Source organism: Bacillus sp. FSL W8-0640 (assembly GCF_038007725.1).
Lineage (GTDB): Bacteria > Bacillota > Bacilli > Bacillales > Bacillaceae_G > Bacillus_A > Bacillus_A cereus.
Genome location: NZ_JBBOXT010000001.1, coordinates 1,438,778 through 1,460,607 on the forward strand (window position 1 = coordinate 1,438,778; position 21,830 = coordinate 1,460,607).

Genomic DNA, 21,830 nt, shown 5'->3' on the forward strand with positions numbered 1-21,830 from the left:
GAGAAGAAGCAGGGTGAACACCTGCTTTTCGTTTTGTTTTATAAGTGAAAAAATGAGGTGTTACAATGGATAAACGAATTTCAATTGCTATAGATGGTCCAGCAGCTGCAGGGAAAAGTACAGTGGCAAAAGTTGTTGCGAAGGAACTTTCTTATGTTTATATTGATACAGGCGCAATGTACCGTACGCTTACATATGCAGCCCTTCAACAAAAAGTAGACATTGAAAATGAAGAGCAGTTAATGGAAGTTGTAAAGAATGTAAATATTGAGTTTCAGCAAGGAGAAAATACACAGCTTGTATTTTTAAATGGACAAGATGTTTCTGAAGTAATTCGTACACCTGATGTGACGAATCGAGTATCTATTGTAGCGAAACATCGCCTTGTTCGTGAAGAAATGGTACGTCGTCAGCAAGAGTTAGCGAAAAAAGGCGGCGTTGTAATGGACGGCCGTGATATTGGTACACATGTATTACCGGATGCTGAAGTGAAAATCTTTATGCTTGCTTCTGTTGAAGAAAGAGCGGAAAGAAGGCATTTAGAAAATTTAAATAAAGGTTTCGATTCTAATTTAGAGCAGCTAAAAGAAGAAATTGCTCAGCGTGATAAATTAGATTCAGAACGCGAAGTTTCTCCACTAAAAAAGGCTGATGATGCATTGGAATTAGATACGACTTCTTTATCAATTGAAGAAGTTGTCCAAAAAATTATGAGCATTGTTTCTGGAGTGTTTGCGAAATAAAGAAAGGGGATAATCCTCTTTCTTTTTTTGTTTAAATAGAAATGTAAAGGATACGTGAATTGTGAGTCTCTTTCCTTGACAAATGAGCTGATTTGTAAGAAGTTAGTTAAAGAGGAATAAAACTGTCAGAATATATTCGCTATTATATTTCAAAACATACTTTTTTCAAGCTGGTTTTGCTGTATACTATTTATATAGGTTTAATATATTTTCTTGTGAATGTTATTGAAAAAGAGTATGTGATGAGAAATTCTTAAACATGCAAATGAAAACTTTGTTTTCATTTCGTATATACATAAAAAATGCTTTGTCAATTCTGTAGGGAGGTATTTCCATGGTAGAGAAAATGAATGAAGAAGTTATGGATTCAAAAGAATTACAAGTTGGTGACGTTGTTACAGGTTCTGTAACGAAGGTTGAAGAGAAACAAGTGCTTGTAAATGTTGGATACAAAACAGATGGCGTAATTCCAATTAGTGAATTAGCTAACGTTCATATTGAAAAAGCAAGCGATGTTGTAGAATTAGATCAAACACTAGAGTTGAAAATTATTAAATTAGAAGAAGATGATCTTGTCTTATCTAAACGTGCTGTTGATGCAGAAAAAGCATGGGTAGAACTACAAGAGAAATTTACTTCTGGTCATGTATTTGATGTTACTGTAAAAGATATTGTGAATGGCGGATTAGTTGTGGACCTTGGTGTTCGCGGTTTTATTCCAGCTTCACTTGTAGAAGTACATTATGTAGAAGACTTTACTGACTATAAAGGTAAAACATTAGCGGTGAAAATTGTTGAATTAGACCGTGAAAAAAATCGTGTAATCCTTTCGCATAAAGCGGTAGTAGAATTAGAACTAGATTCTAAGAAAAAAGAAGCAATTTCTTCATTAAAAGAAGGGGACGTTGTTGAAGGAACAGTACAACGATTAACTGACTTTGGAGCATTCGTTAATGTTGGTGGAGTGGACGGTTTAGTTCACATTTCACAAATTTCACACGAACGTGTAGAGCAACCTTCTGAAGTGTTAGAGCAAGGTCAAAAGGTTAAGGTAAAGGTGTTATCTGTTGATGCTGATACACAACGTATTTCTTTATCAATTAAAGCAGCTCAACCAGGACCTTGGGAAAACGTTGCTGGCGAAATAAAAGCTGGAGATATTCGTGAGGGAGTAGTAAAACGCCTTGTTACATTTGGTGCATTCGTTGAGATTTTACCGGGCGTTGAAGGACTTGTACACGTATCTCAAATTGCAAATCGTCACGTGAAAAATCCGAATGAAGTATTGGAAATGGGACAAGAAGTAAAAGTGAAAGTACTTGAAGTTCACGTAGCAGAGAAACGTATTTCTTTAAGTATAAAAGAAGCGCTTGAGGAAAATAATGTAACTGAAGATTATAGTCAGTATGAGCCAAATGCTGATTCTGCTACTTTCCAATTAAGTGATATTATTGGTGAACAACTGAAAAAATTAAAGAAATAATGAGGGGTACAAGTGGTAAGGGCAAAACGTAAATTAGATCATATTGAATACGCTCTTTCTACTGGTCAGTCTCGTACGCATGGCTTTCATGATATTGATTTTGTGCATCAAAGCTTGCCAAATTCAAATTATGACACAATAACATGTGAAACAAAAATCGGCGAACTTTCACTAAGTTCGCCGATTTTTATCAATGCGATGACTGGTGGTGGAGGAGAGAAAACGTTACATATTAATGAGCAATTAGCATATGTAGCGAAACATCATAACCTTGCTATGGCTGTAGGTTCGCAAATGGCGGCGTTAAAAGATGAAAGTGAAGCTGCTTCTTATAAGGTGATCAGAAAGGTAAATCCAAATGGTATTTTCTTTGCTAATTTAGGTAGTGAGGCAACTATCGAACAGGTAGAGCGTGCCGTTGATATGATTGAAGCGAATGCATTGCAAATTCATTTAAATGTCATACAAGAGTTAACGATGCCAGAAGGAGACCGTGATTTTACTGGAGTACTTCAGCGCATTGAGAAAATTGTTTTAAATAGTAAAGTCCCTATCATTGTAAAAGAAGTTGGATTTGGGATGAGTAAGGAAACAGTGCAGCAGTTAGCGAACGTAGGTGTAACAGCAATTGATATTGGTGGGCAAGGTGGTACGAATTTTGCTGCTGTTGAAAATGAAAGAAGACAGCGAATGCTTTCTTATTTTAATAACTGGGGCATACAAACAGCAACCTCGATTATTGAAGCAACCTCTACAAATAATAACCTCTCTTTTATTGCATCTGGGGGCATACAAACAGCGCTTGACGTAGCGAAAGCGATCGCATTAGGGGCGAATACAACTGCGTTTGCTGGTTACTTTTTACGTATTTTAATGCAAGATGGTATCGAGAAGTTAGTGGATGAAATTGAGCTCCTACATACAGATTTGAAATTTATAATGACAGCTCTTGGTGCGAAAACGATAGAAGAGTTGCAATCTGTACCTCTTGTTGTAAAGGGTGAAACGTATCATTGGTTAATACAGCGTGGTATTGATACTGCGCATTATAGTAGGAGATAAAAAATCAACCGTTCGGTTGATTTTTTTTGTTCTATTCTTTTTCGTAATATAAAGTGGAGAAAGGAATTAGTATTATATAAAAATATCATTTCGTAAAAATTGCAATTGAAAAAGGGTTGAAAAATGTAGATGGTGTGTTGTCGAATTACTGGAGAGAACTTAATTTTTAATAGGAATAGGTGAAGATAAAAAGAAGTAATGGGAGGATATAGTGTGTGAAATATTATTTCAATATAAATAGAAAACATTAAACTGATTATGTAAAAGACGGTTTCGTACAATATCGAAACCGTCTTTTTGCATTAATTAGTGCTGGTTTTGTTTTCGAGCCTGTTCTGGTGTATCAAGTCCAGTTGCACCTGGATATTGTAGTGATTGATCACGATCGGATTCAACGCGGCGTGATTCTCGTAGTTTTCGTTCTTGGCGATCTTTACCCATAATGAATAACACCTCCTTGTTAAAAGTGTTGCTGTTATAAGAAAAAACTATGCGTAAATAAAGTGGATTAACTTTCATAAAAAGTTCCCATAATGGAAAACATAGGAGGTGAAGTTGATGGATGGAAGTACTTTTTATTTTGTAGCTTGGATAGGGTGGATCATTGTAACCTTTTTTATGAAAAAGGACCTTATTCGGTGGAAGTTAGGCGCTTGTATACTGATTTTTATAATTTGCTCTCCGTTACATGTAACGATCGCCTCATTCGTGGTATCAGTAAATGCTCTTTTACTTTGTATTATTTCTTTTATAGGGATCACGCTATATTCTGTCTGGAAAAAATTATATAGCTTACTTTCGGCGCTTATTATTGCAATGTTATATACAAGTTTTCATCTGTTAGAAATATATGATCCGATTTGGATTGTGGTGGATAGAGTGTTTCTGCTAAGTAGTGGTCTTGTGTATGCATCGGTGTTATTGCATGGAGATCGCATATTACGATTATGTTCTCTATATGTAGGGATGTTACAAGGAGAGCTGCTAGTGACATTTATTTTTAGGAAATTGAATTTTCCATATGATTACGGTAGTTTAGCATTTTTTGATATCGTCGCCATTTCTACATTATTCATGGCAATATTGTTTTGGATTGCAAAAGCATCAGTATACATGGAACGGTTTAAGAGAAAAACACGTAAAAGAAAGGCGAGGGTAATACATGACTGAATATACACCAGCCATTTTATGCGGCGTAATAGCGGGGACAGTTACAAGGGTGCTAATGCTTCGGACGGATACACGGCAATATCCGACGAGGCTACATGGGAAAATTATTCATATTGCAATGGGGTTAATTGCAGCTGCTTTAGGAGCGATTGCAATCCCGTCTATTTTGAAAAAAGATTTTTCTGCCATTACATTTCTTACATTAGCAGCGACACAATTTCGTGATGTACGTAATATGGAAAGAAATACGCTTCAACAATTAGATGGGTATGAGCTCGTACCGCGTGGAAATACATACATTGAAGGAATTGCATTGGTTTTTGAAAGTCGCAACTATTTGGCAATGTTAACGTCGTTTGCAACGACGTTTGCGTATATAGGATTCCGTTCATGGATTGCAGGAGTAATTATGGCTATAATCGCATTTTTTATTGCGAAAAAATTAATGTCTGGTAAAAGGCTACATGATCTTGTTGAAATTGAGCACGTTCCGCTTCGTTTTGAAGGAGCAGGGCTTTATATTGACAATATTTACATTATGAATATTGGATTGCCAGCAAGACAAGAAGAAATTATGAAATATGGTATGGGTTTTATTTTAAAGCCGAAATCAATTGATGCGATGGTTACAATCTCAAATTTAGGGCAACGACAAGCTATTTTACACGATGTTTCAGTAGCGTTAGGGATTTATAGAGATTCTGGTACACCAGCGCTTGTACCGTTAGCAAAGCGTGATTTAGAGGATGGCAGGGTTGGGATTTTTGTCCTGCCGCAAGATCAAGATGCAGAGAAAGCGATAGGTGTCATAGGAAATGTACCAACGTTAGAAAGTGCTGTCCATATGTCATCGGAAGCCCCGAAAGGAAGGGGAGATAAGAGATGATGTTAGAAAGTGTTATTCTGGCAGTTATAACAACGACTCCAGAAAAATTTGCAGGTGGTGCTCCTTTATTCGTTTGCGAATCGACAGAGGAACTAGAATTTGTTGCAAATAATTTAGAGGCAATTTTAGATGGTATTGCACATCGCTTACAAGAGAATGTATATATTATTGTGAAACATTAGCAACGTGTGTTATAATGTGAGGTGTTTTGATACGTTGAGAAATATTCTGGAATGCAAATCCCTTCTTGCACAAAGAAGGGTTTTTTACATAATAAACAGAAGCAAGTTGAAAGGATGAAAGTATATGCCGAAACCAGTAATAGCGATAGTAGGTCGCCCGAACGTAGGGAAATCTACTATTTTCAATAGAATTGTTGGAGAAAGAGTTTCAATCGTAGAAGATATTCCAGGTGTAACGCGCGATCGTATTTATAGCGCTGGAGAATGGTTAAATCATGAATTTAACATTATTGATACGGGCGGAATTGATATTGGAGACGAGCCGTTTTTGACACAAATTCGTCAACAAGCTGAAGTAGCAATTGATGAAGCGGATGTTATCATTTTTATGACAAACGGTCGTGACGGTGTAACAGCAGCTGATGAAGAAGTTGCAAAAATTTTATATCGTTCAAATAAACCGATTGTACTTGCAGTAAATAAAGTGGACAATCCGGAAATGCGCAGTGACATTTATGACTTTTATGCATTAGGATTTGGCGAACCATTCCCAATTTCAGGTACACACGGATTAGGGTTAGGTGACTTACTAGACGAAGCTGCACAACATTTTCCAAAGATTGAAGAAGACGGATATGATGAAGACACAATTCGTTTCTCTTTAATTGGACGTCCAAACGTAGGAAAATCATCACTTGTAAATGCTCTTCTTGGTCAAGAGCGTGTAATTGTTAGTAATGTAGCAGGAACAACTCGTGATGCTGTTGATACACCATATAGTAAAGATGGAAAAGATTATGTAATTATTGATACAGCTGGTATGCGTAAAAAAGGAAAAGTGTATGAAAGTACAGAAAAATATAGTGTACTTCGTGCGCTAAGAGCGATTGAACGTTCTGACGTTGTTTTAGTCGTTTTAGATGGTGAAGAAGGAATTATTGAGCAAGATAAAAAAATCGCTGGATATGCTCATGATTCAGGGCGAGCTGTTGTTATCGTTGTAAATAAATGGGATGCAGTGAAAAAAGACGAAAAAACAATGAAAGCATTTGAAGAAAATATCCGTGCTCATTTCCAATTCTTAGAATACGCACCAATTGTTTTCTTATCTGCAAAAACAAGAAAACGTACACAAACATTAATACCGGTTATCGATGAGGTAAATGAAAGTCATAGTATCCGTATTCAAACGAACGTATTAAACGATGTAATTATGGATGCGGTAGCGATGAATCCGACGCCAACTCATAATGGTAGCCGTCTGAAAATTTTCTATGCAACACAAGTTGCGGTAAAACCACCGACATTTGTTGTGTTTGTAAACGATCCAGAATTATTGCACTTCTCATATGAGCGTTTCTTGAAGAATCGCTTACGTGAATCATTTGGCTTCGTAGGAACGCCGATTCACATTATCGCTAGAGCAAGAGACTAATGGAGAGGATGTGATTTTATGACAAAAATCACAGTAGTAGGAGCAGGTAGCTGGGGAACAGCGTTAGCGATGGTATTAGCTGACAATGGACATGATGTACGTATTTGGGGAAATCGCCCAGAACTTATGGATGAAATTAATACGAAACATGAGAATAGTCGATATCTCCCAGGCATTACATTGCCAAGCACAATCGTAGCCTACTCTTCTTTAGAAGAAGCATTAGTAGATGTAAATACAGTACTGTTAGTAGTACCAACGAAAGCGTACAGAGATGTATTACAAGAGATGAAAGAAATTGTTACTGAACCAATTACTTGGATTCATGCGAGCAAAGGAATTGAACCTGGTACGTCAAAACGTATTTCGGAAGTGATTGAGGAAGAAATTCCAGAGCACTTAATTAAAGATGTTGTTGTACTGTCTGGACCGAGTCATGCTGAAGAAGTCGGTTTACGACAAGCGACAACAGTTACGTCTGCAGCAAAGCGTATGGAAGCGGCTGAGGAAGTACAAGATTTATTTATGAATAGTTATTTCCGTGTATACACAAATCCAGATATCGTTGGAGTTGAACTTGGTGGTGCGTTAAAAAATATTATCGCATTAGCTGCTGGTATAACTGATGGTCTTGGATTAGGTGATAATGCAAAGGCGGCATTGATGACACGTGGTTTAACAGAGATTGCTCGTTTAGGAAGAAAAATGGGCGGGAATCCGTTAACGTTTGCTGGTCTAACTGGTATGGGAGACTTAATTGTAACGTGTACAAGTGTTCATAGCCGAAATTGGCGCGCTGGAAATATGCTTGGAAAAGGACACTCTTTAGAAGAAGTGTTAGAAAGCATGGGTATGGTTGTGGAAGGTGTAAGAACAACGAAAGCTGCTCATGAATTGGCAGAGAAAATGGAAGTTGAAATGCCGATTACAGCTGCTTTATATGACGTGCTGTTCAATGGGAATAACGTAAAAGATGCGGTAGGCTCATTGATGGGGCGTGTTCGAAAACATGAAGTGGAAGCTATACCTGATTTACTGTAAAGAAAAGCGACAGAAGTACATTTGTACTTCTGTCGCTTTTTTATTTTTTGGGTCTTTTCACCATTTTTTCATTTTTGCATAGGATGAAGAGTAACTTGAGGAGAGGGTGAAAAGAATGGATAATAATATTTTTAATAATATTGAGAAGGAAGCGAAAGTAAATAAAGAGGATATTTTTAAATTAGCATCATCCGTGCAAAATGCGAATTTACGTGATGAAACTGTACTTCGTCAATTAATTCATCAAGTGGCTCTTATGGCGGGACGTGAAGTGCCGAAAGAGCAAGAGGATCAAATTGTAAAAGCGATTATTAATAATAATATGCCAACAGATTTTGGCTCGTTAAGCAAAATGTTTAAAAAATAAATTATGAGAAACAAAGAGTTTGTAGATTGCATATGATAGCCATGAAAGAATGGGAATAGAGCTGTTTTTGGGCATATTTGGTCAACCGAAGCGAGAGGTACAATCGCTTCGGTTTTATTTTTGCTTAGATTGGTGAAAAATGCTGGAAAACCTATTGATTAAAGTTATATATTCGCAATTTGTAGTAAAATGTTCTTTTTGTATTTGTTTAAAGATTTTAATTTGTTAAAATAGTATAAAAATAGATTGATAAAAAGGGGTGTGTATATGTCAGAAGGGCTTATGAAAATGTGGTTAGCTTTAGGGGCAATTGGATTTATGTTTTTTGCAGTAAGTTTTATTTTATTAAGTAGACATAAAATAAAGAATAAATTTTTGAAAGGGATTACAGCATTAGTAGCGTACACCCTTATGATTGTGTCAGGAATTGTTATTTTTCTTGTTGTATTTAGTGGACCTGTACAGCAGTAAATGGAATGGTCTCGAAAATACTACATACAGAGCAAATTAGATTAGTATGAAAAGGTGATGCTAGTGAAAAAATTACATATTATTTTAATATTTTGTTGTATGAGCCTTTTAACGGGGTGTCTGTATCCGAAAGAAAATATGAAGCAAAATGCGGTTCCTTATGAAGATCAGCTACAGGTTGTTCAAAAAGCTGTTGTGACATTTAAGGAGCAAAATGATGGGATATTGCCAATTAAGACGAGGGATATGAGTACACCTATTTATCAAAAGTATCCGATCGATTTTCAACAGATTGCCCCGCGTTACATACAAGAAGCGCCAGGGAATGCGTATGAAAGTGGAGGAGTATATCAATACGTATTAATAGACGTTGAAACAAATCCAACAGTAAAGTTAATTGATGTTAGGATGGCTGAACAAATTCAGGAACTATCTTTAAAGCTTAGGATGTATCGTGATGAACATCAATATCCACCTTTTAAAAAAGTAATTTCAGATGGTGTATATGAATTGGATTTCAAAAAACTAGGATATAAAGATGTGCCACAAGTGACAAGTCCATATTCTGGTAAAGGACTTCCTTTTGTAATTAATGAAAAAGGAGAAGTTTTTGTTGATTATAGAATCGACTTATATGACGCTTTGAAAAAAAATGAAGGGCAGTTTACGGAGGGAGAAGATATTCGAAATATACTTTCGAAAGGTTCCCCGTTTGTACCAGCTTATTCTTTACCGTACACAGTAAAGGATGGAGAACCAATTTTTTTAAAATGATAAGTCATGAACCTTTCTTTTAGTGAATAAGTTCTAGAAGAAAGGTTTTTTATGTTATACAACTTACGATGCAAACAAAAGATATTTTTTAATAGTCATATGAAATTGGACAAAATTATATGATATATTGTCCGAACTTCTAGAATACCATTATATTATATCAGATATTATAGGCAACGTTAGAGAAGGTATTAGTTGACTATAAACGCGGAATTATTCCCAAAAATTTTGAGGGAGGGAATCACTTGGAAAAGGTAGATATTTTTAAAGATATTGCAGAACGAACAGGCGGTGATATTTATTTTGGAGTTGTAGGAGCTGTTCGAACAGGGAAATCAACATTCATTAAAAAATTTATGGAACTTGTAGTTATTCCAAACATTGAGAATGAGTCTGACCGTCAAAGAGCGCAGGATGAATTGCCTCAAAGTGCTGCTGGTCGTACAATTATGACGACGGAACCGAAGTTTGTTCCAAACCAAGCGGTTTCTATCGAAGTAGATGAAGGACTTGAAGTGAATATTCGATTAGTAGATTGTGTTGGATATACGGTTCCTGGAGCGAAGGGCTATGAAGATGAGAATGGCCCACGCATGATTAATACCCCTTGGTATGAAGAACCTATTCCATTCCATGAAGCTGCAGAAATCGGCACGCGTAAAGTAATTCAAGAACATTCAACAATTGGTGTTGTAATTACAACAGATGGAACAATTGGTGAAATTCCAAGAAGAGATTATATAGAGGCAGAAGAACGCGTTGTAAATGAGTTGAAAGAAGTAGGAAAACCTTTCATTATGATAATTAATACGGTACAGCCGTATCATCCAGATACAGAGCAATTACGCCAAAGTTTATCAGAAGAATATGATATCCCGGTTATTGCAATGAGTGTGGAGAGTTTAAGAGAAACAGATGTATATAATGTACTTCGTGAAGCACTATTTGAATTCCCTGTATTAGAAGTGAATGTGAACCTTCCGAGCTGGGTAATGGTGCTAAATGAAGGGCATTGGTTGCGTCAAAGTTATCAAGAAGCAGTTCAAGAAACTGTGAAGGATATAAAACGTCTTCGTGATGTGGATCGCGTTGTTTGGCAGTTTAGTCAATATGAATTTATTGATCGAGCGAGCCTAGCTGGCATTGATATGGGGCAAGGTGTGGCTGAGATTGATTTATATGCGCCAGATGAATTGTATGATCAAATTTTAAAAGAAGTAGTAGGAGTAGAAATTCGGGGGAAAGATCATTTATTAAAGCTTATGCTCGATTTATCTCATGCGAAAATAGAGTACGATCAAGTGGCGGATGCACTGCGTATGGTTAAGCAAACAGGATATGGTGTAGCAGCGCCTGCATTAGCGGATATGAGCTTAGATGAGCCAGAAATTATTCGTCACGGTTCAAGGTTTGGTGTGAAGTTAAAAGCGGTAGCGCCATCTATTCATATGATTAAAGTAGATGTAGAGTCAACGTTTGAGCCGATCATTGGTACTGAAAAGCAAAGTGAAGAATTAGTTCGTTATTTAATGCAAGATTTTGAAGATGACCCGTTATCAATTTGGAATTCTGATATATTTGGACGTTCACTTAGCTCGATTGTTCGAGAAGGAATTCAGGCGAAATTATCTTTAATGCCAGAAAATGCTAGATATAAATTAAAAGAAACGCTAGAAAGAATTATTAATGAAGGATCTGGCGGATTAATTGCGATTATACTATAAGAAAAAATCCCTCTCATTGTAGAGGGATTTTTTGTTTTTTTTGATTATAAAATAGAAAAATAAACAGTCATTATCTAATACATTGTTGTAAATTGTCAAGTTTCATCAGATTTTCACATTTTCAGAGTAACAATTTCCTTAAAAATATTGAATTATAAAGGAGAATCGTATAATATAGGCGTTGATAATGATTTATCTACATCTTTGTAGTATAGAATTTGCAAAAATTGCCTACAAATGAAAGTAAGACTCATTTTATGATCATTATACAGTCTTATCTTTGGGAGGAGGTGAATGGCATGAACAAGACAGATTTAATCAATGCTGTTGCAGAAGCAAGTTCCCTTTCTAAAAAGGACGCAACAAAAGCAGTAGACGCTGTTTTTGATTCTATCTTAGAAGCTTTAAAACAAGGTGATAAAGTACAACTGATCGGATTCGGTAACTTCGAAGTTCGTGAGCGTGCGGCTCGTAAAGGTCGTAACCCACAAACAGGTGAGGAGATTGAAATCGCTGCAAGTAAAGTACCTGCATTCAAACCTGGTAAAGCGTTAAAAGATGCGGTTAAATAATCCTTACATATTAACAGGGAAGAAGAGTTTCCTTTTTGGGAACTCTTCTTTTTGCTTTTAAAAACATAAATATGCTAGAATGTGTTCGTATCACTTTTAGGTTTTCGGGAGGGCTAGCGGATGGCAAAAGTTAATTTAGAACAAATTGAACATGCAGTACGCCTTATTTTAGAGGCGATTGGGGATGACCCAAATCGTGAGGGAGTACTTGATACACCAAAGCGTGTTGCAAAAATGTACGCAGAAGTGTTCTCAGGTATGCATGAAGATCCGAAAGAGCATTTGCATAAAGTATTCGGAGAAGATCACGAAGAGCTTGTACTAGTAAAAGATATACCATTTTATTCGATGTGTGAGCATCATTTAGTTCCATTCTATGGAGTTGCTCACGTTGCATATATTCCGCAAGGTGGAAAGGTGACAGGGTTAAGTAAATTAGCTCGTACCGTAGATACAATTGCACGTCGCCCACAACTGCAAGAACGTATTACATCAACAGTAGCGAACTCTATTATGGAAGTACTAGAGCCTCATGGTGTAATGGTAGTAGTAGAAGCAGAACATATGTGTATGACGATGCGTGGTGTAAAAAAACCAGGTGCGAAAACAGTAACGACAGCAGTGCGTGGTGTGCTTGAAAATGATGCTGCAGCGCGCAGTGAAATTTTATCGTTTATTAAAACGAAGTAAAGAAAAGCGGGAAACTGCTTTTCTTTTTTTTTTTAGTAAATAAATGATATAGTTTTAACTAGACAGAGTGAGATTAGAAAGATTGCTTACATGAATGGTAGGTGTAGCCAAGTTTTGGTTATAGAAAATAGAGTGTATGTGTTATAATAAGTTTTATGAATTAGAAAACAAGGGTGATTTTTTGTGTGTGACATCTACGGAGGGTATGCGGGTATAAAAGAAAAATTGATGGAGAAATTACGCCATCCTTACTTTATAAACTATATTGAAGAACCATTTATTGATGAAGAAAAGATAGCATTGTTATATGGTGCTTTAAAGAGTGCAAACTTACATATAGAACAAATTGAGCATTACGTAGTAACAATTATGCTTGTACAAATTGCGCTTGATACGCATGAAAGGGTATCAAATAAAGCAGGCGAGGAAGAGATTGAATTCCATAAATGTCGTCAATTAACAGTACTTGCAGGCGATTACTATAGTGGACTATATTATTATTTATTGTCTATGAATCGTGATATTGTTTTAATTCGTGCACTTGCTGAAGGAATTAAAGAGATAAATGAACACAAAATTATGTTATACCAAAAAGCGCATGAAACGACGGATGACATAATGAAAAGCATAGTAATGATTGAGTCTGCGCTCCTTCAAAAAACATGTGATCATTTTCAGTTATCACATTGGAAGCCATTTATCACATACGTATTAGGTGGAAATCGCCTTCAAAAAGAAATTCAATTGTATGCTGATAAGCAACATTCGCCTGTTTTTCAAGCTATGCAAGATGCTTTAGGGGATAAAGCAGAAGTAGTGATTAATGGTTGGATGAAGGAATTGAGAAAGAAAGAAAAAAAATTTTTAGAAAATCACACAGACATAAATGAAATAAATTCTGTGTTAAGGAATAAATAGAAGACATAAGCAATTTTACATTGGAAGAAGGTACGAGCATGCAACAATCAAAAGAAGAAAGAGTACATGACGTATTTGAAAAGATTTCTGATAAATACGATGTGATGAATTCTGTAATTAGTTTTCAAAGACATAAAGCGTGGCGTAAAGAAACGATGCGAATTATGGATGTACAACCAGGCAGTCAAGCGCTTGATGTATGCTGTGGAACCGCAGATTGGACAATTGCGCTAGCTGGAGCCGTAGGTGAACAAGGAAAGGTTGTTGGCTTAGACTTCAGTGAAAATATGTTATCTGTCGGTAAGCAAAAGGTAGAGGCGTTACAATTAAAACAAGTAGAACTTCTACATGGGAATGCAATGGAACTTCCGTTTGAAGATAATACGTTTGATTATGTGACGATTGGGTTTGGTTTACGTAACGTACCGGATTATATGCACGTATTAAAAGAAATGACGCGTGTAGTAAAACCAGGTGGAAAAGTAATCTGTTTAGAAACATCTCAACCAACAATGATTGGTTTTCGACAAGGGTATATTTTATACTTTAAATATATCATGCCGTTATTTGGAAAGATGTTTGCGAAAAGTTATAAAGAGTATTCATGGCTTCAAGAATCTGCTAGTACGTTCCCAGGGATGAAAGAATTGGCTCAAATGTTTGAGCAAGCTGGACTTGAACGTGTGCAAGTGAAACCATTTACTTTTGGGGTAGCAGCGATGCATTTAGGTATTAAACCAGAATCAAAATAGAAAAAAGAAGTTTTAGGTTAAGGTGAACAATATGAAGTTACAACTTATGTACTCTTTTTTACGATCGGATATTAATGTGATAGAAAAAGAATTAAAAAAGACAGTCGCTTCTGAACAGCCATTAGTAGAAGAGGCAGCATTACAGCTTATTGAAGCTGGTGGGAAACGAATTCGTCCTGTATTTGTGTTGCTTGCAGGGAAATTTGGAGATTATAAGTTAGATGCGATTAAGCATGTTGCTGTTGCGTTAGAACTTATTCATATGGCTTCTCTTGTTCACGATGATGTTATTGATGCTGCATTTTTACGACGCGGCAGTGCGACTGTGAATGCGAAATGGGGAGATCGTATTGCGATGTATACAGGGGACTATCTGTTCGCTAAGTCTCTTGAATGTATAACAAATATCGAAATTCCAGAGGCGCATCAAGCGTTATCACATACTATTTTAGAAGTCTGTAAAGGTGAAATTGAACAAATTAAAGATAAATACAATTATGACCAAAATTTAAGAACGTATTTAAGAAGAATAAAGCGAAAAACAGCATTATTAATTGCCGCGAGTTGTCAATTGGGAGCGATTGCTGCTGGTGCTAATCGTGATACGGTAAATCGTCTATTTTGGTATGGGTATTTTGTAGGAATGTCTTATCAAATTATTGATGACATTTTAGACTTCGTTTCTACAGAAGAGAAACTTGGAAAACCTGCTGGCGGAGATTTACTACAAGGGAATATTACACTTCCTGCTTTATATGCGATGGAAGATCCAGTACTTCGTCAGAAAATCACATCTGTACATGAAAATTCAACAGCAAGTGAAATACAAGAAATTATTGATGCTGTAAAAAATAGTACAGCAATTGATCAAGCATTTGCATTTAGTGAACGTTATTTACATAAAGCTTTAGAAATAATAAAACCACTCCCACGTGGAAAAGCAAAGTACGCATTACAAAATGTTGCAAAGTATATTGGAAAACGAAAATTTTAATGTTTATTCTAAAAAATAAAATAATCTCTCTATTTCAAAACTATTGCACAATTGTGATAAGGGTGATAATATGTGTGTGGGGATATACAATTACATACATAATTCAGAAGTGGAGAGATTTTTTATGGAAAAAACATTTCTAATGGTAAAACCAGACGGTGTACAACGTGCCTTCATTGGGGAAATTGTAGCTCGTTTTGAGAAAAAAGGCTTTCAATTAGTTGGTGCAAAATTAATGCAAGTCACTCCGGAAATTGCTGGACAACACTACGCTGAGCATAAGGAAAAACCTTTCTTTGGTGAGTTAGTAGACTTTATTACATCTGGACCTGTGTTCGCAATGGTATGGCAAGGTGAAGGTGTAGTAGATACAGCGCGTAACATGATGGGGAAAACAAGACCACATGAAGCAGCTCCTGGAACAATTCGTGGAGATTTCGGTGTAACTGTTGCGAAAAACATTATCCATGGTTCTGATTCTTTAGAAAGCGCAGAGCGCGAGATTGCTATTTTCTTTAAAGAAGAAGAATTAGTTGACTACTCAAAATTAATGAATGAATGGATTTACTAATTATTTTGAAATAATTTGTAAACGCTTTAATCACTGTGATAATAGTAAAAAGTGCAAGGAGAATAGGGGTATTCTTCTTGCACTTTTTTTATTTTCAGTTAGTTACGAAGTTTGAGCTGTTATGATATGTTGATATTTAAATTAGGCCTATCGGAAATATAGAATAAGAAAATGGTCGATTTATGATATAATTTCTTTAATATTTTTAGAATGATAAAAGTTAATATAGTGAGATAAATACATATACGAAAAGAGGAATAACGTATGCGATATATTACAGCTGGTGAATCTCATGGTCCACAACTTACAACGATTATAGAAGGTGTTCCGGCAGGATTGTCTTTAGTAGCAGATGATATAAACGAAGAGTTAGCTAGAAGGCAAAAGGGATATGGGCGCGGTAGACGCATGCAAATTGAAACGGATCAAGTGCAAATTTTAAGTGGTGTTAGACATGGAGAAACATTAGGTTCCCCTATTGCACTTGTTGTTGAAAATCGTGATTTTGCACACTGGACAAAAATTATGGGGGCGGAGCCTTTAACTGAGCAAGAAGAAAAAGAGATGAAAAGGAAAGTGACAAAACCAAGGCCTGGGCATGCTGATTTAAATGGTGCGATTAAATATGGTCATAGAGATATGAGGAATGTACTGGAACGTTCGTCAGCGCGCGAAACGACGGTGCGTGTTGCTGCTGGTGCGGTTGCTAAAAAGGTGTTAGCAGAACTTGGTATTAAAGTGGCGGGCCATGTAATTGAAATTGGCGGTGTACAAGCTAAGGAGATTACGTATAGTTCAATTGAAGAATTAAAGAGTATTACAGAAGCATCTCCTGTACGTTGCTTAGATGAAGAAGCTGGTAACCAAATGATGAAAGCGATTGATGATGCGAAAGCAAATGGTGATTCAATTGGTGGAATCGTTGAAGTAATTGTGGAAGGGATGCCAATTGGAGTAGGTAGCTACGTGCATTATGATCGAAAACTGGATGCGAAATTAGCAGCTGCAATTATGAGTATTAATGCTTTTAAAGGTGTCGAGATTGGAATTGGTTTTGAAGCAGCGCATAGACCAGGAAGTGAAGTTCATGATGAAATTCTGTGGGATGAGGAGCATGGATATACACGAAGAACAAATAATGCAGGTGGACTAGAAGGCGGTATGACGACTGGAATGCCAATTGTTGTGCGCGGTGTGATGAAACCGATACCTACACTTTATAAACCTCTTCAAAGTGTAGATATTGATACGAAAGAGCCTTTTACAGCGAGTATTGAACGTTCAGATAGTTGTGCAGTGCCAGCAGCTAGTGTCGTTGCAGAAGCGGTTGTGGCTTGGGAATTAGCGACAGCTTTAATAGAACAATTCGGATTAGATCGTATGGAACTAATTCGTGAAAATATTGAGAAACATAATGAATATGCGAGGGGATTTTAATGGGAAACATACATATTCAAACGAAATCAAAAGAATATGATGTACATGTTGGTAAAGAAGCGTTGTCAAACTTAACAACGATCGTTCAAAATATGCAGCCAGCGGTATCTAACGTAATGATCATTTCAGATGAAGCTGTTGCATCACTACATTTACAGACAGTTATCGATGCATTACAAGTAGAGCAGCACGTGTTTTCGTTTGTTGTACCAAGTGGCGAAAAAGAGAAGTCTTTCGAAAATTTCTATGCGGCTCATACGTCAGCTCTTGAAAATAAATTAGATAGAAATTCTTTAATTCTTGCACTTGGAGGCGGAATGATTGGAGATTTAGCTGGTTTTGTTGCTGCATCGTTTATGCGTGGTATTCGCTTTGTGCAGGTTCCGACAACTTTATTAGCGCACGATAGCGCAGTGGGTGGGAAAGTAGCGATTAACCATCCGTTAGGTAAAAATATGATTGGTGCATTCCATCAGCCAGAAGCAGTTGTATATCATACACCGTTTTTACAGTCTCTTCCTGAAAAAGAGTGGCGTTCAGGTTATGCAGAGGTGATAAAGCATGCTCTTATTGGTGATGTGGAGCTATACCATTGGTTAAAAGAAGAAGTGCAAGCATTAGCGGATCTTCATGATGAGAAGTTAATCCATATATTAACGAAGGCGATTCCTGTAAAGGCAAATGTTGTGTCACAAGATGAAACAGAGAAGGGTGTACGTGCTCATTTGAACTTTGGACATACGTTAGGACATGCTCTTGAAAAAGAGCTAGGGTATGGAAATATTACTCACGGTGACGGTGTAGCGGTTGGAATGTTATTCGCCATATTTTTAAGTGAGCAAGTGTACAAGGTTGATCTTGCTTATGAAGATATGAAGCAGTGGTTCTTGAAATACGGCTATCCAAAAATGCCAAGGGATTTGAATGTAGAGCGCCTCGTTCAATTGATGAAACAAGATAAGAAAGCAAATGCAGGAGCAATTCATATGGTGCTTATGCAGGAATATGGGGTAGTGAATGTCGTATCTATTTCAGATGAGACTGTTCATATTGCGTTAGAGGCATTTCAAAAAGATATGGTTTAAAATGATAGCGAAGTGCTGTGAAGTGCTCATTTAGAGGTATTCTCGTAATAGTGACGGTTATGACAAAAGATTACAGTAAGGGGCTATAACCGTATTGTAATCAAATTGAATGAAATGACTGGGGGAAGAAAAATGAGAGTGAAAGAGCAATTGTTAACTTTGAGAGCGTATGTGCCTGGGAAAAACATTGAAGAAGTAAAAAGAGAATATGGTTTATCAAAAATTGTGAAATTAGCATCCAACGAAAATCCATTCGGTTGTTCAGCACGTGTGACAGAAGCATTAACTTCTTTAGCGAGCCAATATGCCCTTTATCCAGATGGATATGCCTTTGAACTTCGGACAAAAGTAGCGGAACATTTAGGTGTAAAAGCAGAACAACTACTATTTGGTAGTGGATTAGATGAAGTCATTCAAATGATTAGCCGAGCGTTACTACATGAAGGAACAAACGTTGTAATGGCGAATCCTACGTTTTCACAATATCATCACCATGCTGTTATTGAAGGAGCAGAAGTTCGTGAAGTATCACTTAAAGATGGTATTCATGATTTAGATGCAATGCTAGAGCAAGTAGATGAGAAAACGAAAATTGTATGGATTTGTAATCCGAATAATCCAACAGGTACATATGTTGAGAAACAAAAATTACTTTCATTTTTAGAATCAGTTCCTAAGTCGGCTCTCGTTATTATGGACGAAGCATATTATGAATACGCGGAAGCAGAAGACTATCCGCAAACATTACCACTTCTTGAAAAGTATGAAAATCTTATGGTTTTACGCACGTTTTCAAAAGCATATGGTTTAGCTGCTTTTCGTATCGGATATGCGATTGGGGATGCGAAGTTAATCGGACAGCTAGAAGTAGCTAGGTTACCATTCAATACATCAACTGTAGCCCAATCTGTAGCACTCGCTGCATTAGAAGATCAAGCCTTTTTACAAGATTGTGTGCAAAAGAATGCTGAAGGTTTAAATCAGTATTATGCATTTTGTAAAGAATATAACGTATTCTATTATCCATCCCAAACAAATTTCATTTTCTTAAAACTTGGTATACCGGGTAATGAAGCTTTCGAACGATTAATGAAAAAAGGATATATCGTTCGTTCTGGTGCTGCATTTGGTATCGATGATGGTATTCGTATTACTGTCGGTTTGAAGGAAGAAAATGATGAAATTATAGAGTTGCTGAAAGAGCTTGTAAATGAGCAAGTACAGAAAGAAGAAACATATTCTTAAGAGATTGTGAAGGCTCCTAGTATAGGAGCCTTTTTTATCGCATTCAAAATAAAGGTTGAAGACTGCTAATTAAGTTATTCTGTAAACCACGGTTTGTATGGCTCGATAATTAGTGAGAGAAGTTATTTGCACGGTCATAAAAGAAAGCGGTACAATAGAAGATGATGGTAAGGTATCGGTGTCATATCCGAACCTTTTGAACAATTAACTACTCTGTAAGAAGAAGTATAAGAAGAAGTATGCTCATTCTAAAGGTTGCGTTCTAACAGTGAGTTGCTTATGATAAATGAACAGAAGAGAATATTTTTTAGAATTAAAGGAGACGTTTATGCAAAAGTTTGAACAAGCTGTTTCATATATTGAAAATGGTGAAGCGGAAAAAGGATTACAATTATTAAAAGAACAATTAAAAATTGCGAATGATGAAGAGAAGTATGATATCGCTCGTTACTATCATACGCTTGGATTTACAGATGAGGCATTAGCAATTACTGAAGACTTACGTTTACTGTATCCAGAAGAAAGTGAATTCACTGTATTTTTAGCAGAATTATATATTGATCTAGATAAAGAAGATGAAGCGATTGAAGTGCTTCATGATATTCCAGAAAATGACGATTTATATGTTCAATCGTTATTACTTGTTGCAGATTTATTCCAAATGCAAGGTTTTGATGATGTAGCAGAGCAAAAACTATTAAAGGCGAAAGAAATGATGCCTGATGAACCTGTTATTACGTTTGGGTTAGCAGAATTATATAGTAGTAAAGGTGAAGAACAAAAGGCAATTACTTATTATGAATCGCTATTAGCGGAACATAAAGTAATGGGTGGTGTTGTGATCGCACTTCGCCTCGCAGAAACGTTAAGCGCGATCGGAAACTGGGAAGAAGCGATTTCTTATTATGAAGCAGGCCTAGAGGAACAAAAAGATATTCACTCATTATTTGGATATGCCTTTACATTATACCAAGGTGAAGAATATCAGAGAGCAATTGGTGCTTGGCAAGAACTAAAAGAATTAGACCCTGAGTACGCATCACTGTACATGTATTTAGCGAAAAGCTATGAAAAAGAAGGAATGCTTCAAGAAAGCTATGAAACGCTTCATGAAGGAATTAAAGTAGATGAGCTTTCAGTTCCATTTTATGTAGAGTTAGCGAACATTGCGGCGAAATTAGGGAAAATAGTAGAAGCAGAGGAAGTTCTTCAAAAAGCGCTTGAGTTAGATCCAGGGCATTTAGGTGCAACATTAAAATATGCATATATCTTAAAAGAACAAGAAAAGTACGAAGAGTTAATTGCAATTGTAGAGCGTGCTATTGATAGTGGAGAACCAGATACACAACTACTTTGGGATCTTGCGTATGCAAAAAAACAATTAGAAATGTATTCGGATGCATTAAAACACTATGAAAGTGCATATACTTCTTTTAAGAATCATCCAGACTTCTTAGAAGAGTACGGTTATTTCTTATTGGAAGAAGGAAAACGAAAAGAGGCGAAAGAAGTATTTACCCAGTTATTACAACTAGACCCGACACAAATTCATATTGAAGAATTGTTATATAATTTAGAGGATTTTTCATAAGTTGGAAGGAAACTGAATGCCGCTTCTTGAATCTAAAAAGAAAAGAGAAAGACAGAGGAGGGACTTAATTGCTATGAATACCCCTGTTTCTGTAAACGAGAAGAAGGATTTTGTAAAATGGTTTTTGAATAATTACCAACTGAAACAGCGTGAATGTGTATGGATTCTGAATTATTTAATGAGTCACGACCAATTGATGCATAAAGTCCACTTCGTAGAGCATGCAAAATATTGTCCGCGTGGCTTAGTGATGTCAGCGAATTGTGTGAAAGACACACCGTTTCACTTTTTTAAACAAAATGTTATGACAACAGATGCTGAAAAATCGTTTCATGATATTCGTTTAAATCGAGATGAGGATATTTATATTCAACTCAACTTTAAATCATCGTTTCAAAATGCGAATTATGTAGCTGTATTAGAAGAAAACCCATATCTACCAAAGCATATTGAAGTAAATGAAAAAGATCGTTTACTTGCAGAAAGGTTTTTGGAAGAAAGTGTATTTTCGTTTAGGAGAGAACGCCTTTTGAAACAAATTGATGAAGCGTTAGATAAGCAAGATAAGGAAGCGTTTCATAGATTAACGGCAGAGTTAAAGACTTTATAGAATTTATTTGGATTAATTAATTTTTAC

At 36.3% G+C, this 21,830-nt stretch carries 24 protein-coding genes; 23 read left to right on the top strand and 1 reads right to left on the bottom strand.

Going from position 1 to position 21,830, the window contains the following annotated elements; translation table 11 throughout:
* Positions 1–65: 65 nt before the first annotated feature.
* The 3 genes from cmk (at position 66) to N2V80_RS07555 (ending at position 3,288) form a co-directional block, all read left to right on the top strand.
* A complete protein-coding gene (gene cmk, locus N2V80_RS07545; RefSeq protein ID WP_000361257.1) occupies positions 66–743 on the top strand; it encodes a (d)CMP kinase in 678 nt (225 codons plus the stop codon).
* Positions 744–1,077: 334 nt separating this feature from the next.
* Positions 1,078–2,226: a 30S ribosomal protein S1 gene (gene rpsA, locus N2V80_RS07550; RefSeq protein WP_000229559.1), complete on the top strand. Its 1,149-nt coding sequence runs from the start codon at positions 1,078–1,080 to the stop codon at positions 2,224–2,226.
* A 12-nt stretch (positions 2,227–2,238) separates the two neighbouring features.
* Positions 2,239–3,288 carry a type 2 isopentenyl-diphosphate Delta-isomerase gene (locus N2V80_RS07555; RefSeq protein ID WP_061654655.1) on the top strand — a complete coding sequence of 350 codons (1,050 nt, stop codon included), beginning with the start codon at positions 2,239–2,241 and terminating at the stop codon, positions 3,286–3,288.
* Positions 3,289–3,594: 306 nt separating this feature from the next.
* Here N2V80_RS07555 and N2V80_RS07560 read toward each other — a convergent pair whose 3' ends face one another.
* Positions 3,595–3,729, bottom strand: coding sequence for a YpzI family protein (locus tag N2V80_RS07560; protein ID WP_000513900.1), 135 nt, complete (start codon positions 3,727–3,729; stop codon positions 3,595–3,597).
* A 117-nt stretch (positions 3,730–3,846) separates the two neighbouring features.
* Here N2V80_RS07560 and N2V80_RS07565 point away from each other — a divergent pair, with 117 nt between their 5' ends.
* The 20 genes from N2V80_RS07565 to N2V80_RS07660 all read left to right on the top strand — a co-directional run bounded on the left by N2V80_RS07565 (position 3,847) and on the right by N2V80_RS07660 (position 21,803).
* The gene (locus N2V80_RS07565; protein ID WP_000349098.1) at positions 3,847–4,458 is read left to right on the top strand and encodes a YphA family membrane protein; all 612 of its coding nucleotides are present in this window, start codon (positions 3,847–3,849) and stop codon (positions 4,456–4,458) included.
* Entirely contained in the window at positions 4,451–5,344 is an 894-nt protein-coding gene (locus N2V80_RS07570) for a YIEGIA family protein (protein ID WP_000141596.1), read from the top strand. The genes N2V80_RS07565 and N2V80_RS07570 overlap by 8 nt, the downstream gene beginning before the upstream one ends.
* Positions 5,341–5,526, top strand: coding sequence for a capping complex subunit for YIEGIA (locus N2V80_RS07575; RefSeq protein ID WP_000979059.1), 186 nt, complete (start codon positions 5,341–5,343; stop codon positions 5,524–5,526). The genes N2V80_RS07570 and N2V80_RS07575 overlap by 4 nt, the downstream gene beginning before the upstream one ends.
* A 124-nt stretch (positions 5,527–5,650) precedes the next feature.
* Entirely contained in the window at positions 5,651–6,961 is a 1,311-nt protein-coding gene (der, locus tag N2V80_RS07580) for a ribosome biogenesis GTPase Der (protein ID WP_061654656.1), read from the top strand.
* Positions 6,962–6,979: 18 nt separating this feature from the next.
* Positions 6,980–8,002, top strand: coding sequence for an NAD(P)H-dependent glycerol-3-phosphate dehydrogenase (locus N2V80_RS07585; protein ID WP_000161763.1), 1,023 nt, complete (start codon positions 6,980–6,982; stop codon positions 8,000–8,002).
* A gap of 115 nt (positions 8,003–8,117) precedes the next feature.
* Complete coding sequence (locus N2V80_RS07590) at positions 8,118–8,369, top strand: stage VI sporulation protein F (RefSeq protein ID WP_000369754.1); 252 nt, start codon at positions 8,118–8,120, stop codon at positions 8,367–8,369.
* 267 nt (positions 8,370–8,636) lie between these two features.
* Complete coding sequence (locus tag N2V80_RS07595; protein ID WP_001289004.1) at positions 8,637–8,840, top strand: DUF2768 domain-containing protein; 204 nt, start codon at positions 8,637–8,639, stop codon at positions 8,838–8,840.
* 63 nt (positions 8,841–8,903) lie between these two features.
* Positions 8,904–9,614, top strand: coding sequence for a hypothetical protein (locus N2V80_RS07600; RefSeq protein ID WP_000733112.1), 711 nt, complete (start codon positions 8,904–8,906; stop codon positions 9,612–9,614).
* A 245-nt stretch (positions 9,615–9,859) separates the two neighbouring features.
* The gene (gene spoIVA / locus N2V80_RS07605; RefSeq protein ID WP_000416519.1) at positions 9,860–11,338 is read left to right on the top strand and encodes a stage IV sporulation protein A; all 1,479 of its coding nucleotides are present in this window, start codon (positions 9,860–9,862) and stop codon (positions 11,336–11,338) included.
* A gap of 299 nt (positions 11,339–11,637) precedes the next feature.
* Positions 11,638–11,910, top strand: coding sequence for an HU family DNA-binding protein (locus tag N2V80_RS07610; RefSeq protein ID WP_001043860.1), 273 nt, complete (start codon positions 11,638–11,640; stop codon positions 11,908–11,910).
* Positions 11,911–12,030: 120 nt separating this feature from the next.
* Positions 12,031–12,600 (top strand): GTP cyclohydrolase I FolE, encoded by a 570-nt coding sequence (gene folE, locus N2V80_RS07615; protein ID WP_001151482.1) that lies wholly within the window; start codon positions 12,031–12,033, stop codon positions 12,598–12,600.
* A 183-nt stretch (positions 12,601–12,783) separates the two neighbouring features.
* Positions 12,784–13,518, top strand: a complete 735-nt coding sequence (locus tag N2V80_RS07620) for a heptaprenyl diphosphate synthase component 1 (protein ID WP_061654657.1) — start codon at positions 12,784–12,786, stop codon at positions 13,516–13,518.
* Positions 13,519–13,556: 38 nt separating this feature from the next.
* Positions 13,557–14,270, top strand: coding sequence for a 2-heptaprenyl-1,4-naphthoquinone methyltransferase (gene menG / locus N2V80_RS07625; protein ID WP_001187674.1), 714 nt, complete (start codon positions 13,557–13,559; stop codon positions 14,268–14,270).
* A gap of 31 nt (positions 14,271–14,301) precedes the next feature.
* Positions 14,302–15,264: a heptaprenyl diphosphate synthase component II gene (gene hepT, locus N2V80_RS07630; RefSeq protein WP_000776076.1), complete on the top strand. Its 963-nt coding sequence runs from the start codon at positions 14,302–14,304 to the stop codon at positions 15,262–15,264.
* 124 nt (positions 15,265–15,388) lie between these two features.
* On the top strand, positions 15,389–15,835 hold the full coding sequence (gene ndk / locus N2V80_RS07635; protein WP_000415883.1) for a nucleoside-diphosphate kinase: 447 nt from the start codon (positions 15,389–15,391) through the stop codon (positions 15,833–15,835).
* Positions 15,836–16,099: 264 nt separating this feature from the next.
* Entirely contained in the window at positions 16,100–17,272 is a 1,173-nt protein-coding gene (aroC, locus tag N2V80_RS07640; protein WP_001269386.1) for a chorismate synthase, read from the top strand.
* The gene (gene aroB / locus N2V80_RS07645; protein ID WP_061654658.1) at positions 17,272–18,357 is read left to right on the top strand and encodes a 3-dehydroquinate synthase; all 1,086 of its coding nucleotides are present in this window, start codon (positions 17,272–17,274) and stop codon (positions 18,355–18,357) included. The genes aroC and aroB overlap by 1 nt, the downstream gene beginning before the upstream one ends.
* A 132-nt stretch (positions 18,358–18,489) precedes the next feature.
* Entirely contained in the window at positions 18,490–19,602 is a 1,113-nt protein-coding gene (gene hisC / locus N2V80_RS07650; RefSeq protein WP_001264023.1) for a histidinol-phosphate transaminase, read from the top strand.
* 328 nt (positions 19,603–19,930) lie between these two features.
* Positions 19,931–21,193: a tetratricopeptide repeat protein gene (locus tag N2V80_RS07655; protein WP_001168671.1), complete on the top strand. Its 1,263-nt coding sequence runs from the start codon at positions 19,931–19,933 to the stop codon at positions 21,191–21,193.
* Between the two features lie 73 nt (positions 21,194–21,266).
* Positions 21,267–21,803 carry a ReoY family proteolytic degradation factor gene (locus tag N2V80_RS07660; RefSeq protein ID WP_001095925.1) on the top strand — a complete coding sequence of 179 codons (537 nt, stop codon included), beginning with the start codon at positions 21,267–21,269 and terminating at the stop codon, positions 21,801–21,803.
* Positions 21,804–21,830 lie beyond the last annotated feature (27 nt).

Coding starts and splice junctions, on each gene's coding strand:
- hisC (WP_001264023.1), top strand. CDS start 18,490: ATGAGAGTGAAAGAGCAATTGTTAACTTTGAGAGCGTATGTGCCTGGG.
- folE (WP_001151482.1), top strand. CDS start 12,031: ATGGCAAAAGTTAATTTAGAACAAATTGAACATGCAGTACGCCTTATT.
- N2V80_RS07610 (WP_001043860.1), top strand. CDS start 11,638: ATGAACAAGACAGATTTAATCAATGCTGTTGCAGAAGCAAGTTCCCTT.
- aroB (WP_061654658.1), top strand. CDS start 17,272: ATGGGAAACATACATATTCAAACGAAATCAAAAGAATATGATGTACAT.
- der (WP_061654656.1), top strand. CDS start 5,651: ATGCCGAAACCAGTAATAGCGATAGTAGGTCGCCCGAACGTAGGGAAA.
- N2V80_RS07595 (WP_001289004.1), top strand. CDS start 8,637: ATGTCAGAAGGGCTTATGAAAATGTGGTTAGCTTTAGGGGCAATTGGA.
- N2V80_RS07590 (WP_000369754.1), top strand. CDS start 8,118: ATGGATAATAATATTTTTAATAATATTGAGAAGGAAGCGAAAGTAAAT.
- rpsA (WP_000229559.1), top strand. CDS start 1,078: ATGGTAGAGAAAATGAATGAAGAAGTTATGGATTCAAAAGAATTACAA.
- N2V80_RS07585 (WP_000161763.1), top strand. CDS start 6,980: ATGACAAAAATCACAGTAGTAGGAGCAGGTAGCTGGGGAACAGCGTTA.
- N2V80_RS07560 (WP_000513900.1), bottom strand. CDS start 3,729: ATGGGTAAAGATCGCCAAGAACGAAAACTACGAGAATCACGCCGCGTT.
- N2V80_RS07570 (WP_000141596.1), top strand. CDS start 4,451: ATGACTGAATATACACCAGCCATTTTATGCGGCGTAATAGCGGGGACA.
- menG (WP_001187674.1), top strand. CDS start 13,557: ATGCAACAATCAAAAGAAGAAAGAGTACATGACGTATTTGAAAAGATT.
- N2V80_RS07660 (WP_001095925.1), top strand. CDS start 21,267: ATGAATACCCCTGTTTCTGTAAACGAGAAGAAGGATTTTGTAAAATGG.
- aroC (WP_001269386.1), top strand. CDS start 16,100: ATGCGATATATTACAGCTGGTGAATCTCATGGTCCACAACTTACAACG.
- N2V80_RS07655 (WP_001168671.1), top strand. CDS start 19,931: ATGCAAAAGTTTGAACAAGCTGTTTCATATATTGAAAATGGTGAAGCG.
- cmk (WP_000361257.1), top strand. CDS start 66: ATGGATAAACGAATTTCAATTGCTATAGATGGTCCAGCAGCTGCAGGG.
- hepT (WP_000776076.1), top strand. CDS start 14,302: ATGAAGTTACAACTTATGTACTCTTTTTTACGATCGGATATTAATGTG.
- N2V80_RS07565 (WP_000349098.1), top strand. CDS start 3,847: ATGGATGGAAGTACTTTTTATTTTGTAGCTTGGATAGGGTGGATCATT.
- N2V80_RS07575 (WP_000979059.1), top strand. CDS start 5,341: ATGATGTTAGAAAGTGTTATTCTGGCAGTTATAACAACGACTCCAGAA.
- ndk (WP_000415883.1), top strand. CDS start 15,389: ATGGAAAAAACATTTCTAATGGTAAAACCAGACGGTGTACAACGTGCC.